At 41.8% G+C, this 14,918-nt stretch carries 16 protein-coding genes; 9 read left to right on the top strand and 7 right to left on the bottom strand.

Features of this window, described 5'->3' with window-relative positions; translation table 11 throughout:
* Positions 1–2 precede the first annotated feature (2 nt).
* Both NSQ54_18610 and NSQ54_18615 read right to left on the bottom strand, forming a co-directional pair.
* Complete coding sequence (locus NSQ54_18610) at positions 3–950, bottom strand: sugar ABC transporter permease (GenBank protein WYP26316.1); 948 nt, start codon at positions 948–950, stop codon at positions 3–5.
* A 96-nt stretch (positions 951–1,046) separates the two neighbouring features.
* Positions 1,047–2,339 carry an ABC transporter substrate-binding protein gene (locus NSQ54_18615; protein WYP26317.1) on the bottom strand — a complete coding sequence of 431 codons (1,293 nt, stop codon included), beginning with the start codon at positions 2,337–2,339 and terminating at the stop codon, positions 1,047–1,049.
* 249 nt (positions 2,340–2,588) lie between these two features.
* On the opposite strand from NSQ54_18615, the gene NSQ54_18620 reads away from it, so the two are divergent.
* Positions 2,589–3,224: an SGNH/GDSL hydrolase family protein gene (locus NSQ54_18620; GenBank protein WYP26318.1), complete on the top strand. Its 636-nt coding sequence runs from the start codon at positions 2,589–2,591 to the stop codon at positions 3,222–3,224.
* Positions 3,225–3,276: 52 nt separating this feature from the next.
* On the opposite strand, the gene ytvI is transcribed toward NSQ54_18620, so the two are convergent.
* The 3 genes from ytvI to NSQ54_18635 form a co-directional block, all read right to left on the bottom strand.
* Complete coding sequence (ytvI, locus tag NSQ54_18625) at positions 3,277–4,368, bottom strand: sporulation integral membrane protein YtvI (protein ID WYP26319.1); 1,092 nt, start codon at positions 4,366–4,368, stop codon at positions 3,277–3,279.
* Between the two features lie 175 nt (positions 4,369–4,543).
* On the bottom strand, positions 4,544–5,314 hold the full coding sequence (locus tag NSQ54_18630; protein ID WYP26320.1) for a glucose 1-dehydrogenase: 771 nt from the start codon (positions 5,312–5,314) through the stop codon (positions 4,544–4,546).
* A gap of 74 nt (positions 5,315–5,388) precedes the next feature.
* Complete coding sequence (locus tag NSQ54_18635; GenBank protein WYP26321.1) at positions 5,389–5,535, bottom strand: hypothetical protein; 147 nt, start codon at positions 5,533–5,535, stop codon at positions 5,389–5,391.
* 201 nt (positions 5,536–5,736) lie between these two features.
* On the opposite strand from NSQ54_18635, the gene NSQ54_18640 reads away from it, so the two are divergent.
* Entirely contained in the window at positions 5,737–6,363 is a 627-nt protein-coding gene (locus NSQ54_18640; protein ID WYP26322.1) for an FMN-dependent NADH-azoreductase, read from the top strand.
* Positions 6,364–6,412: 49 nt separating this feature from the next.
* Here NSQ54_18640 and NSQ54_18645 read toward each other — a convergent pair whose 3' ends face one another.
* Complete coding sequence (locus tag NSQ54_18645; protein WYP26323.1) at positions 6,413–7,198, bottom strand: SDR family oxidoreductase; 786 nt, start codon at positions 7,196–7,198, stop codon at positions 6,413–6,415.
* Between the two features lie 56 nt (positions 7,199–7,254).
* A complete protein-coding gene (locus tag NSQ54_18650; protein WYP26324.1) occupies positions 7,255–7,599 on the bottom strand; it encodes a hypothetical protein in 345 nt (114 codons plus the stop codon).
* 317 nt (positions 7,600–7,916) lie between these two features.
* On the opposite strand from NSQ54_18650, the gene NSQ54_18655 reads away from it, so the two are divergent.
* The 7 genes from NSQ54_18655 (at position 7,917) to NSQ54_18685 (ending at position 14,874) form a co-directional block, all read left to right on the top strand.
* On the top strand, positions 7,917–9,239 hold the full coding sequence (locus tag NSQ54_18655) for an LLM class flavin-dependent oxidoreductase (protein WYP28591.1): 1,323 nt from the start codon (positions 7,917–7,919) through the stop codon (positions 9,237–9,239).
* Positions 9,229–9,738: a GNAT family N-acetyltransferase gene (locus NSQ54_18660; GenBank protein ID WYP26325.1), complete on the top strand. Its 510-nt coding sequence runs from the start codon at positions 9,229–9,231 to the stop codon at positions 9,736–9,738. Before NSQ54_18655 ends, NSQ54_18660 begins: the two co-directional genes overlap by 11 nt.
* Before the next feature lie 31 nt (positions 9,739–9,769).
* Entirely contained in the window at positions 9,770–10,576 is an 807-nt protein-coding gene (locus tag NSQ54_18665; GenBank protein WYP26326.1) for an amino acid ABC transporter substrate-binding protein, read from the top strand.
* A gap of 15 nt (positions 10,577–10,591) precedes the next feature.
* Positions 10,592–11,263, top strand: coding sequence for an amino acid ABC transporter permease (locus NSQ54_18670; GenBank protein ID WYP26327.1), 672 nt, complete (start codon positions 10,592–10,594; stop codon positions 11,261–11,263).
* Between the two features lie 11 nt (positions 11,264–11,274).
* The gene (locus NSQ54_18675) at positions 11,275–12,027 is read left to right on the top strand and encodes an amino acid ABC transporter ATP-binding protein (GenBank protein WYP26328.1); all 753 of its coding nucleotides are present in this window, start codon (positions 11,275–11,277) and stop codon (positions 12,025–12,027) included.
* Positions 12,028–12,061: 34 nt separating this feature from the next.
* Complete coding sequence (locus tag NSQ54_18680) at positions 12,062–13,405, top strand: MmgE/PrpD family protein (protein WYP26329.1); 1,344 nt, start codon at positions 12,062–12,064, stop codon at positions 13,403–13,405.
* A gap of 98 nt (positions 13,406–13,503) precedes the next feature.
* Entirely contained in the window at positions 13,504–14,874 is a 1,371-nt protein-coding gene (locus NSQ54_18685; GenBank protein ID WYP26330.1) for a sodium-dependent transporter, read from the top strand.
* Positions 14,875–14,918: the final 44 nt, after the last annotated feature.

Raw genomic sequence — 14,918 nt, forward strand, 5'->3', positions numbered from 1 at the left:
CATTACTTCCCTCCATCCGAATCATAGTGAACCCACAAGCTTGATGTCTTAAAGATAATAAGTGTGAAAAAGCCGATGATAACAAGTAGAACCCACGCCATCGCTGATGCGTAGCCCATGTTTAAGAACTCAAATGCCACTTCATATAAGTACACAGCATAAAATAACGTAGCATCTCGCGGTCCTCCACCCGTAACAAGAAAGGCTTGCGTGAAAGTCATAAACCCACCAATCATCTCCATGATTAAGTTAAAGAAAATAATCGGGGTCAGCATTGGAATGGTAATTTTAAAGAATTGCTTGATTCGACCTGCACCGTCTACACTTGCAGCTTCATATAGGTCTTTTGGAATTTGTCTAAGACCTGCAAGAAAAATAATCATTGGAGCTCCAAATTGCCAAACAACAAGCAACACAAGAATAGACATGGCAGCGTTCGGTTCACCAAAGAAGCTAATGGTACTTAAACCAAGTGAATCGAGCATGGAGTTCACCGCCCCATTCCGGCCAAATAACTGTCTCCAGACTACGGCAATAGCCACACTTCCTCCTATAATTGAAGGAATATAATAAATCGTTGTAAACAGACCTGACCCTTTCTTTCCTGCATTAAAAATCAGCGCAAGAAACAAGGAAAAAGCGAGTTTTAACGGTACGGCAATCACTACAAATGTGAAGGTTGCTTTTAATGCCTGGATAAATCTCGGATCATTCGTAAAAAGTTTCACATAGTTACTTAGGCCCGTCCATACAGGGGCTGTAAGCATATTGTAATTGGTAAATGACAGGTAAAACGAATAAATCATCGGACCGATTACGAGTCCAAAAAACCCAAGTAACCAAGGTGATATCACAAGGTACGCGGTAAAGCTTTCTTTCCAGCTTTTTTTCCGTACTCTTTTCTTTTCTTCGGGCGTAAGCGTTACCTCAGTTGATTTGACTGTCTCCATTTCCCACCTCTAAAAGTATGATTTGCAAATGTATAAGAAAAGGTCAGTCCACAATTGGTCTGACCTCAATCTAGCATCATGCATATGAAGTCATTCTTATCCTAGAATTTGCTCTGCCTCAGATCGGAATGTCTCTACACCTTCTTCAGGCGTCATATCTCCATATTTCACTGCCTCTAGCACCCGATTAAACGAAGCTCTCACTTCTGCTTCACCCGGTGGTGGCAGTGGCTCCGACTCACCAGCGCGCTCTCCTACGACCTCAAGAAATTCAAATGTCTTTGCCACACTTTCATCTACTTGATCTAGAAGATGCTCTCGAACTTTAGATGAAATCGGAACACCGCGTTCCGCCATCAAAATCTCGTTTCCTTCGATGTCATTTGTCATAAAGTCAACAAACTTCGCAGCAGCCTCTTGCTTATCGGAGTTCGCAGAAATACTCCAAGACATACTAGGACGGATCCAATCTCCCGGGCTTGTTGCACCTTCTGCAACAGGAAGTACATTTACACCAATTGGATCTTCTGACATTGGCTGAATGCCAATTACTCCATTGCTCGCCCCAACTGCCATCGCCGCTTCTCGATTAGCAATCATGGATTCTCCACTGTCATTAATCTCAACCGTTACATCGTGAGGAGTAGAAACACCATTATCGATCATGTTCTTCTCCATTTCTAAAAAGTTCACTAATGTCTCGTTCTCAAATCCTAACGTCCCATCCTCGTTATAGAAATGTTGATCAAACTGACGAGCAAAATGAGTAAACGCTTCATATTCTGCTTTCACAAAATCAAATCCCCAAGCCCCGTCTCCTTCACCTTGAGAGACTTTATCCATTGCTTCGTACAGATCATCATACGTGTACCCTGGCTCTAGCTTGAGATCGTATTTTTCAAATAGCGCCTCATTGTAAAGAGTTGAGAAAGCATTAGCTCCCGAAGAAATAGCGAATGTGCCGCCATCCTTAATGTTCATTTCCTGATAGACATCATCAACATCTTCCAAATTGATTGTTCCGTCTTCTATTAATGAATTAAGATCCAATACTAGATCACTTGAAATGTATTGCTCTAGCTTTGACGTATCCATTTGAACAACTTCTGGTAAGTTACTACCCGCCGCTTGCGTCGTCAGTCGTTCCCAATAACTATCAAAACCTGTGTATTCTGGCTCAACTCGGATATCCGGATTCTTCTCTTCAAATAACGCAATTGCTTCGGTCGTCATATTATGTCTCTCGTCTGAGCCCCACCATGAAACTCTTATAACTGTTTGATCTCCCTCGGTATCTCCGCTTCCTCCCGCAGGTCCACCTGGTGTGCAGCCAGCTATAATGATACTTAAGGAAGTAACCGTAAAAAGTATGCCCCATCTTTTTTTCATAACGAATCAACCCCCACTATTTGTAAGTGCTTTCTTTTTATAATTATAAGCGCTTACATTTTGTATTTATATATAATAAATGTTAACTATGTATCAAAAAACAACACACTTTCTGCAACTCGCTCTCAAACTCATGCATCAAATATGCTATGATCGACATAGCCATTTATCTTGAATGATAAGAAGAATGACTTGGTCTACTAAAGGAAAGATAAACGAACATATAACGAAAATTCTGGAGGAAAAACAATGCTTAAACAGGATGATACCTTTGTATTAATAGGAGATAGTATCACTGAAAATGGACGTTTTGAGGATCCACAAGGGATTGGGATTGGATATGCTGCACTCATTCATGATTATTTAATGGTTAAGCACCCAGAACTACATCTTGCCATTTATAACAGAGGAATTAGTGGAAACCGAGTGACAGATCTTGAGGACAGATGGCAGCAGGATGTGTTAGATTTGAACCCGAATTGGGTCTCCATATCAATTGGCGTCAATGATGCTTGGAGTCAAACAAAGCATCCTGATCGAGACCAGGTTTACCCTGAATTGTTCGAAGAAATTTACGACCGACTGATTAGATACACACTTGAAAAAACAAATGCTAGGCTTATTCTAATGGAACCTACCATTATTAAAGAAGAATTGGATTCAGAAGAAAATCAAACGTTAAAACCCTATATAGAGGCCGTTCACAGACTTGCCATCAAGTATGATGCAATCCTAGTCCCAACAAATCAAGTGTTTCAAACCTATCTTGAAGCGGAATCAAATGTTCCTGTTACAACAGATGGTGTACATATGAACTCTAAAGGTGACGTTCTAATGGCCACCGCTTGGATTGATGCTTTTAACCAGAGCGATAACAAACAATAATAAAAAAAACATGCGGAGAACCTGTTGAAGGCTCGTTCGCATGTTTTTTTAGTTATTTTTTTATTGATTGACTCGGTACATCTTCTGTTAATTTTAATTCAAACAATCCTGCTTCTTTAGCTGAACGAATCGCGATATAGACAAATGGTCCAAGAATTAGGCCCATTACACCGAAGAATACATACCCAAAGTACATTGATAACACTGTCGGCAATGCGGCAAGTCCAATTGAATCTCCAAGTACTTTCGGTTCAATAATTCTTCGTACAATTAAAAGTACAGCCGCCAAGATGATTAGCTGAAGTCCTGTATTGGTTCCACCAAGCACCATTGCAAGAATGCCCCATGGTACAAGTATCAACGCTGGCCCCACATAAAGAGGGATAATATCAACTAGCCAAATTAAAATCGACATAATTAAAGCAGATTTAGGTGAAATAAAGAGTAAGCTCACGTATGTCACCACAAATACGCCTACACTTAAAATAAACTGAGCCTTCCAGTATCCTAAAAACACTTTACTCATACGCTGAAAAACATATCTAAGCTTACTTGCAGTTTCCATTTTAAACAGATTAAAGAACAAATTAAGTAGCCTTGGTAGGTCTAAACTAAACAAAAACAAGGTGATAAGATAAACCAAAGCAACAAAGAGCATATTAGGTACGGCTGTTAATAAAGACGTAATTCCCGCAAGAATATCAGAAGTAATCCCTACCGCTCGATCGAACAGGCCTTCCGACTGACGTTCAATCTCTCGAACAATTTGATTTCCTTGTGGTATTTCAGCAATTGTCTGATTAAAGCTAATAATAAAGTTATCAACAAAGATCTGAACCTCTCGCGCATACTGTGGCAGATCCAAAGACCAATCATAGATCGCACGAATGACCCTAGTAAATGTTAAATATAATGCGTAACCACCTAACAAGACAAATAACAGAAAGACAATGGTCACGGGCAGCAATCTCTTCTCTGTTTTCAACTGTTTTTTGAGCATTTTTACAAACGGCTCAAAAATCATCGCAGTCAGCAAGGCAAAAAAGATTGGTGAAAAGTATGAAAAATTAAAATACACGAATACAGCAATTCCAAGAATAGCAATCAAAGTCAATATTCGTTTGACTAGAACTTGATTAAACAATAAGCAACCTCCTGACCACAAATAAAAAAGGTGATGCTTCATTATTATATCAGTATCGAGAAATGATACACAATTTTTTTCCGCTATTTGCATTAAACTTTTTAACCTGCATAAAAAATAGACTGTCAACATCACTTTAGAAGCGTATCAACAGTCACACACTATTGTTTTAACCTTATACAGAGGTAGCGCCTTGTCCACCGTCTATTCTGTAGTACGATCCTGAGATAAATGAAGCGTCATCGGAAGCAAGGAAGGCCATTAGATTTGCAATTTCTTCTGACGTTGCGTAACGATTTAGCGGAACACTCGCTTCAAATTGTTTTCTTGGATCCTTTGCCCCAGTAAGCTCGGCATTCGCTTCAATCGATCTCATCATTTGCGTATCAACACCAGATGGAGCGACTGCATTCACACGAATATTGTTTGGAGCTCCTTCAAGCGCGGCTGTTTTTGTTAAACCGATTACACCATGCTTTGATGCTACATATAAGCCCATGCCTGGTGCACCTAGAAGTCCCCCGTTTGAAGCGGTATTTACAATCGCTCCACTCTTTTGCTCATTCATCACACGCATTACATGTTTTAAGCCGTAAAATACACCTTTAAGATTTACATTGATTACTGCTTCAAAGTTCTCCGTTGTTTGATCTACTAAATTGTTGAATTGACCATTAATTCCAGCATTGTTTACAAAGACGTCAATTCGTCCATATGTTTCTTTTGTTTTTGTAACAAATGCTTCAACATCTTCTTCTTTTGCCACATTTCCATCAAGTAATAGCAAGTCCTTTGCTTCTACTTCTTTGGCTGCTTTTTCTAGCACATCACGTTTTAGATCAACAAGAGCAAGCTTGGCACCCTCACTCGCAAACTTCTTAGCAGCAGCAATCCCAATTCCTCCTGCAGCTCCTGTAATTAATACGACTTTGTCTTTAAAATCCATCGTGCCATCCCCTTAGCGTTTCATTCATTTCTATACAAATAGAATATACTCCCACTTTGTCAAAAAGTGTAGTTTTATGCCTTCCCGTCCAAATACTCATTTGGTTCGCGGCTTTGTTCTGCATTATGATTCTTTTGCTGTGCAAGTCTACCATTACGGTGTTCCCCGTGATTGGTATTTTCCTTAAACTGATTGTTTGGCTTATGATCCTTTTTAGACATACTCAACCTCTTTTCTTCGATTTGTGAGTAGTTTTTTCTAAAATCGACATCCTATACATTAAAATAAAGCTTGTTATATCAATTAGTATCCTTTAGGAAACTATAATACTTTAAAGTGCGTACTATTACACATCACATTGGCGATGTATACTAACTACTGTTAAAGAAACTATCTAAACTAACATCTGGAGGAACATAAACATGTCTAACGTTTTATTTATCAAAGCTAACGACCGCCCTGCTGATCAAGCAATCAGCGTTATGATGTACGATGCATTTGTTGCATCTTATAAAGAAGCAAACCCAAACGATACAATTACAGAATTGGATCTTTTCAAAGCTGACCTTCCTTACTACGGTAACGATGCGATCACAGCTAATTACAAAAAGAGCCAAGGTATGGAACTTACAGCAGAAGATCAAAAGTACATTGACCTAACTGAGAAATACCTTGGTCAATTCTTTGATGCTGATAAAGTTGTGATTGCTACACCACTTTGGAACGGAACAGTTCCAGCACCACTTGTAACGTACATCTCTTATCTTGCTCAAGCTGGCCGTACGTTCAAATATACAGCTGAAGGTCCAGTTGGACTAGCTGGAGACAAAAAAGTAGCAGTTCTTGCTGCTCGTGGATCTGACTATGCGTTAGATTTCATGGCTGCTAGTGAAGCTGCCGTTCGCTACGTGAACACAAACCTTGCTCTATGGGGAATTCACGAGCCAACTCAATTGATCATTCAAGGACATAACCAATACCCTGAACGTTCTCAAGAAATCATTGCTGACGGACTAGTTGAAGTAACAAAAGCTGCTGCTTCTTTCTAATTCCATAAAAAAAAGCTGTCCATCACGGACAGCTTTTTTTCTTTTTTCATTAATCAAACATAAGCGGACGAGCGATTTTATTAATAGCCGCTCCATCAACCATCAGGGTTTGACCACTTACATAGGACGCCTCATCAGACACCATAAACAGACAGGCATTGGCAATATCATCAACCGTGCCAATTCGACCAAATGGTTGAAACTCTAACGTTTGGTTAAATGCTTCTTCGGGATTTTCCAGGCTTGCAAATGTCTTTTCTAGAAGTGGAGTATCCACCGTGCTTGGACAAACCGCATTTACACGAATGTTATGAGGGCCTAGATCTAGGGACATTTGTCTAGTTAAAGCAGTAAGTCCACCCTTTGATGCCGCGTAGGCTGCAAGTCGGGTGATGGTTTTCTCTGCGTGCCAAGATGCAATGTTCACAATTGCTCCGCCGCCTCGCTTTTTCATTTCAGGAATGGCATATTTTGAACAAAGAAATGCACCCGTTAGATTCACCCCTAAAATCTGCTGCCACTCTTCTAGCGACGTGTCCTCTACTGATTTGCGAACCGTTACGGCTGCATTGTTAACCAAAATGTCTACTCCACCATAGGTCTCAACTGTTTTAGCAATCAGCGATCTTACATGATCCTCATTACTTACGTCCGCTTCTACAAAATGAGCTTCAATTGTTGCTTCTGTTAATTCACGAACAAGCTGTTCACCTAATTCTTTATTTACATCTGCAACAATTACTCGAGCTCCTTCTCTAGCAAATGTTCGAGTAATCCCTTCTCCAATTCCTTGACTGGCTCCGGTTATGATCGCCACTTTATCTTGAAGTCTCATCTTCATCTCTCCTTATGTAAAAAGGAACCCTAAGCTTACCTCAGGGCTCCCTTTCATTAATTCAAATTGCTAAGGTCTAGTCTATACCCGTTTTCATCATTACTTTCTCGCTCAGGTGCGTTAAAAACCGTTTCTTTATTAATCTTATGCTTCTCCGCAGCACGATCTGCAAAAGCATCACCAATCTCCGTATCTTCATTTAAGACAAATTCAAGAGCATTAATTTGTGTGCGCAAACGTTGTACCGTACGATCAAGGTAAATATACACTTGTTGATCATACTGAGATAGATCTCTAAACGTCTTCTCGTCAACCTGCATTTCTTTTACTTTCTTAATGCAATTCACTAATTCGCTTCGTAATTCATTACGCGTTTCTTTAACTACTGCAAGATCTCTCATTTTGACAACATCCCTTCTATTTACACATCAGTCTTTTATATTTCCACTTTTCCAACTAATTCTAGTATATCGTGATAATGATTTGTTTTAAAGGAATATTTCATATTCTTTCCCTTCATCTAATAGTGGACGATTATTTCTCATTTTGGGGCATAATACAAATGCTTTAAAATGCTAAACAATACCGTTTGACATAATCCGACAAGAATATTATGATCTTCTTAACCCGATAAAACTACTAGACATTATCAGTTTACTATTAGTATAGATTTAATTGAAATGAGGAATGTATCGTGCAAAGCGATTCAACTAAAAAAATGAACCTAGGCGTCTTCTTGGCCGGAACAGGACATCATGTCGCTTCCTGGAGACATCCACGCGCCAAAAAAGATGCATCCATGAACTTTAACTACTTTAAAGAGCTTGCGCAAACAGCAGAAAAAGGAAAATTTGATCTTCTTTTTCTTGCAGATAGCTTATCGATAAACCCAAAATCTCATCCAAACGTCATGACGAGGTTTGAACCTTTTACGATCCTTGGAGCCCTGGCTCAAGCAACTACAAAGATTGGACTAGTCGCTACTGCATCTACAACGTACAGTGAACCATTTCACATTGCACGCCAGTTTGCTTCCCTCGACCACTTGTCCGAGGGACGTGCAGGGTGGAACGTGGTGACATCATCCATTCCTGATACAGCTAAGAACTTTAGTGGAACTGAACACCTCGAGCATAGCCTGCGATATGACCGGGCAGACGAATTCGTAGATGTTGTCCAAGGACTTTGGGATTCATGGGAAGAAGAGGCGTTTATTCGTAACCAAGAAGCTGGGGTATTCTTCGACCCAGCCAAATATCACGAATTGAATCACACTGGCAATCACTTCCAGGTTAGAGGGCCTCTTAACGTGGAGCGCACTCCACAAGGACAACCGGTTATTGTACAAGCCGGATCATCTAAGGATGGAATGGCACTTGCAGCGAAGTATGCTGAAATTATCTTTACTGCACAAAATAACAAAGAAGCGGCACAGACGTTTTATGCCGATATTAAGAAGCAGGTACAAGAAAACGGTCGCAATTCAGACGATGTAAAGGTTCTTCCTGGAATCTTTCCAATTATCGGAGCTACTGTTGAGGAAGCGAATCAAAAGTATCAAGAATTACAGGATCTCATTCAACCTGAGGTGGGACTTAGCATTTTATCAACAGCTCTTGGTGGCTTTGATTTATCAGACTACCCTTTAGATGGACCACTGCCGGAGATTAATGTTGAACACTCTAATGCTGTTAAAAGCCGGGCCCAGCTTATCATTGACATGGCCAAGCGCGATGAATTAACCATTCGCCAGCTTTATCAATATGTTGCTGGATCCCGCGGCCATCATATTTTTGTTGGAACACCTTCACAACTTGCAGACAAGTTAGAAGAATGGTTCAAAGATGAAGCTTGTGATGGTTTCAATGTGATGCCTCCACTTCTTCCAGAAGGCTTGGATCAGTTTGTTCAAGACGTCGTTCCCATCTTACAGGAGCGTGGACTGTTCCGACATGAATATGACGCGCCTACATTAAGAGGGAACCTTGGAATAGAAGAACCGTTAAATCGTTATACGAATGGGTCAAATCATGACTCATAATTCTTCTTATCGATTAGCTACAATTGAGGATGCAACAGAGATACTGGATCTCACATTACGAGCGTATGCACCCATCCGAGAATTAGGAATTCATTTTGCCGCTGCAACGGCTGACATCGACCTAGTGAAAAAGAACATAGCGAACAACGCATGCTATGTCATGATTCGGGACAATAAGATCATTGCAACAGCTAGCCTACGGATGCCATGGGGACTGCAGCCTGGTCCCTTTGGTGTCCCACATCTTTGGTGGTTTGCAACAGATCCGACTCATGCCCAAAAAGGAGACGGAAGCGACTTTCTTCATTGGATTGAAAACACGGTTGTCGCGGATCAACTTAAGGCTCCTTACCTTTCACTTGGTACAGCAGACAAGCATCCTTGGTTAATTGGAATGTACGAACGCCGGGGATACGAGCGTGCAGGTAGCGCTGACCTTGGGAAGGGTCACATAACGGTTTATTTAAAGAAAACCATCTTGCCACACCTTATTTTATAAACTACAACGAAGAACAATCAGGAGGACTCACATGAAACGTACACATAAAATCACTCTCGCACTAGGATTAACCAGTATTCTCGCACTAACTGCCTGTGGTTCAGGAGATTCATCTGCAGAGGGTGGAGAAGAAAGCAAAGTTCTACATGTAGGAGCAACAGGTCAGAGCTACCCATTCGCGTATAAAGAAGGAGACAAGCTTCAAGGTTTTGACGTTGAAGTCATTGAGCATGTTGCTGAGAAAATTGGCTACGATGTTGATTGGACGTTAATGGAATTCAGTGGTGTAATGGGACAGCTTCAATCAGGGAAGCTTGATACGGTCGCAAATCAAGTGGCAGTAACTGAAGAACGTGAAGAGCTCTACGACTTCTCTGATACGTACTCGTATGCTGGTACGCAAATTGTCGTTGCTGAAGATAATGATGAAATCAACGGACTAGAAGATCTGGCTGGCAAAGAAGTAGCTGCAGTGCTTGGTTCAAACCATGCCAAGAACCTTGAAAGCAAAGACCCGGATGGTGAGATCAATATCCGCACGTATGAAACTCAGGAAGGTACATTAAATGATGTGGCACTAGGGCGTGTTGATGCTTACGTAAATGGACGTAGTGTACTACTTGCTCAATTAGAATTAAACGATCTGCCTCTTAAATTAGTTGGCGATCCGATCGTATATGAAGAAGTAGGGTTCCCATTTTCAAAAGAGAACGCTGAGCTTAGAGAAGACGTAAACCAAGCATTAGCAGAACTTCGCGCGGACGGAACACTTTCTGAACTATCTGAGAAATACTTTAAAGATGATGTGACTGAGCCTATTAACGAAGAACAAGAGTAATCTGGGGTGTGAGCGATGAATTTTGATTTTGATTATATGATATCTGTCTTTCCTGTTTTATTAAAGGCTCTACCTTTAACTTTGTTAATGGCCATTGTTTCAATGATCCTTGCTGTCGTTATTGGAGGAGTACTGGCTCTCATTACAAAAGGAAAAATTCCAGTACTGTATCAATTAGCTTCTGTATACATTTCCTTTTTCCGGGCGGTTCCAACCATTGTTCAGCTCTTCTTAATTTATTTTGGCCTGCCTCAGCTCTTCCCGGCATTCAGCTCTTTGGATGCCTTATCTGCAGCCATCATCGGATTAAGCTTAAAGAACTCATCCTATCTAGCCGAAATCTTTCGAGCGGCGCTTTACTCTGTTGATGAGGGGCAGCTTGAAGCATGTATGACTGTTGGAATGACTAAAACACAAGCATATATTCACATCATCATTCCACAAGCGGTTCGTAATGCCATCCCTGCAACTGGGAACACCTTTATCGGCTTACTAAAGGAAACAGCGCTCGCGTTCACAATTGGTGTAACAGAAATGCTTGCATCCGGGAAAATGGCCGCCGCTTCTACCCTACGTTTCTTTGAAGCGTATATGGCCGTCGCTCTCATTTACTGGGTGTTAGTCATTGGCTATAGTGCATTACAAAGCTGGTTTGAACGAAAAATTAACAGGCCATATGTACGTTAGGAGGGTCTATTGTGATTGAGGTTAAACAAATTAAAAAACGATTTGGCGAGCATATTGTGTTGGATGGCATCGACCTTAATGTAAAAAATGGCGAAGTGGTCGCCGTAATCGGTCCATCTGGTTCGGGAAAATCAACCCTCCTGCGTTGCTTAAATCTTCTTGAACAACCTGAAGCAGGGATGATTCAGGTTGGTAACACACAACTCAATGCAGCGAGCTACTCAAAGAAGGAAGCTCATGCATTGCGGAGAGAATCCGCTATGGTCTTCCAGAACTACAATCTTTTTAAAAATAAAACGGTATTAGAAAATATTGCAGCTTCCCTACGTATTACGAAAAAAATGAGCAAAGCAGAGGCTCACAAAATCGCCTTTGAGTTGTTGGAGCAAGTAGGCTTAACTGATAAAGCACAGTCATACCCTATCACCTTATCAGGCGGGCAACAGCAGCGTGTAGGAATCGCCCGCGCACTTGCTGTGAACCCTACCGCTCTTCTACTGGATGAGCCTACCTCAGCACTTGATCCAGAGCTTGTCTCAGAGGTTTTACAGGTGATCAGGTCCATCGCTAAAAAAGATACAACCATGATTATCGTTACTCACGAATTAGCTTTTGCTCGCGAAGTAGCTGACCGCGTCATCTTTATGGCGGACGGTCACATCGTCGAAGAAGGCAATGCACGTGAGCTGTTTGACAATCCAAAGCAGGAACGTACGAAACGATTTATTAAACAACTGAATCAAACGGAAGAAGCAGACCGGTAAATACACCGGTCTTTTGCTATTAGGAGGGATATCTATGACATGCTGGACAAGTACTTTATCACACCTCGTTGCGCACTCCGAGCCGAGTGACGAGGCGATTTTATCAGCGAAAAAGGGATTGCTTGATTATCTTGCCTCAAGCCTGACAGCGGGTCAGACCGCTACCGGCAAATTACTCATGAGATGGTTTGATGAAGAAGGTGGACATGCAGATGTGCCCCTACTTGGAATGCACAAGAATGCGTCGGCAAGGCAAGCGACCTTATTTAATGGGTACTTAGGCCATGCACTGGATCTTGATGATGTACACACCGACGTACGAGGACATCCAAGCACCGTCATATTGCCAGCCCTGCTCTCTGTCGCTGCAACAGGTTCATACACTGGGAAACGCTTTTTGGAAGCGTATGTGGTCGGAGTTGAAGTGATGGCTCGTTTAGGACTCTCGATTGGGAATCAGCACTATACAAAAGGTTGGCATAATACGGCGACACTCGGAGGCATTGCTGCGGCATGTGCCTGCGCCTATTTACAAGAGTTCACCGCTGAAAAGATAGAGCGCGCAATTGGGCTCGCCGCAACCCAGAGCTCAGGGATGCGCAATCAGTTTGGGACAGAGGTCAAACCATTACATGCAGGGTTCGCTGCAGAAAATGGTTATACTGCTTCCAAGCTAACAGAGCTAGGTTTAGCTGGTTCAAACGATACGTTAGACGGGGAAAGTGGATTTCTTACACTCTACGGTGACGGCGCGGAACATGCTAATCAACTAACGGAGGGATGGGGCGACTCATGGAAGATCTCAAAGCCCGGTCTTTGGTTTAAGTTATATTCATTCTGCTCAGCCGCCTTCCACGCAGCCGATGCATGCAAGGAACTAATCAGCCAATACACATTCACCCTAGAAGACATCCAAAGGATTGAGGTCATCTACCCGCCAAAAGGCGATTCAGCGCTCATTCACACTCGCCCTCAAACAGGTGATGAAGGCCGGTTTAGTGTTGAGTACATCGTCGCTTTGTTCCTTACCAATCGGACAGCAACTCTATCAGATTTCACTGATGAAGTCATACCAGAATCTATCCGCCATGTGATGAACATGGTAACGAGGCAGTATGATGCTACGATTAGGCCATCGCCTCACGCTGTGCCAAAGGGACGATTTACAATCGTGCGTATTCATTTAGAGAATGGAACCACCATTGAATCAAGAGTTGATGCCCCACTCGGATCAACGGACAAACCACTTTCAATCGATCAGCTTATACAGAAACTGAATGCGGCCTGTAGCGCAGTACAAGTAAAACAAATCAAGCAGGCTGTGCACGGTCTTGATGCAGCATCTACAATGGATGAACTCATTGAAGCTATTCGTTAATTCTCTGATAGATGTTGTCTAAACATTCACTTGTTTCTATCTTCTCCCTCTGCTAACATGAAATAATGCTTTAAAGAGGAAAAGAGGACGTAAACATCATGTCAAACGCAACCGAACAATGGTCATCTAAGCTTGGATTTATCTATGCAACAGCCGGCAGCGCAATTGGTCTTGGCGCAATCTGGAAATTCCCGTACATTGCCGGTCAAAGTGGAGGCGGCGCTTTCTTTCTCGTCTTCCTATTACTTACACTGTTTTTAGGTGTACCCTTATTAATTGGAGAATACATTCTTGGTCGTCATTCTGGAAAGGACGCCATTCAAACATATAAAACACTGGCTCCGCGATCACCCTTTCAAGTAACCGGATGGCTTGGGGTTGTCTGCTGTTTTCTCATCCTGTCCTTTTACAGTGTGATTGGCGGTTGGTCCTTGTTATACCTCGGATCTTCAGTCACTGGCCAGCTTTCTAACCTATCATTAAATGAATCACAGGACTATTTCGGTCAGCTTATTGCAAGTCCTGGACTCGCACTAGGTGCTCAGCTTGTCTTTATCCTACTAACCGCACTTGTTGTAGCGAAAGGTGTTCAAAAAGGAATCGAACAAGTCAGCAAATGGATGATTCCATCCCTACTCGTGTTATTAGTGATTCTAGCCGCTTATTCCTTAACACTTGATGGCGCAGTCGAAGGCATTCAATATCTGCTTGCACCTGATTTTTCAGCAGTTGATGGAGAGACGATTCTTTTTGCCTTAGGGCAATCCTTTTTCGCATTATCTGTTGGGGTTTCGGTTATGGTTACCTTTAGCTCCTATGCCTCAAAACAACAGAATCTTCCTGCCTCAGCGATGACACTGGCCATTATGAATGTCTTAGTTGCACTACTGGCAGGGCTTGTGATCTTCCCGGGTGTGTTCACGTTCGGCTTCCAGCCAGATGAAGGACCTGCCTTAATTTTCGCCGTATTACCTGCAATCTTTGAACAAATTGCCTTTGGACAAATTTTGTTAATCGCGTTTTTTGTTTTATTTTTATTTGCTGCATTAAGCACGGCCTTCTCATTACTTGAGATTATTGTTGCTGCATTTGTTCGAGGAAATCAGGACAAGCGCAAACAGGCAAGCTGGCTTTTTGGATTCCTCATTTTTCTAGTTGGAATTCCATCTACATTATCGTACGGCGTACTTTCCGACTTTTTTATCGGAGGTCGATCCTTTTTCGATGCAGTCGATTACATGACAAGTAATGTATTAATGCCACTCGGCGCCTTGTTAATCTGTCTATTTATTCCTCGGAAAATAAATAAAGACATCCTCTTGCAGGAATTTCAATCCGGCTCCAACGCCGGCAAAAAACTATTTGTCCTCTGGTATGCTCTCGTCAAATATATAGTGCCATTTGCGATTGTCATTGTTTTTATTGATCAATTATTTGGCTTAAATCTAATCACACTCATATTTGAATAATGATGAACAGACCTCTTGCAGTTGCAAGGGGTCTGTTGTGTCAG

Source organism: Alkalihalobacillus sp. FSL W8-0930 (assembly GCA_037965595.1).
GTDB lineage: Bacteria > Bacillota > Bacilli > Bacillales > Bacillaceae_D > Alkalicoccobacillus.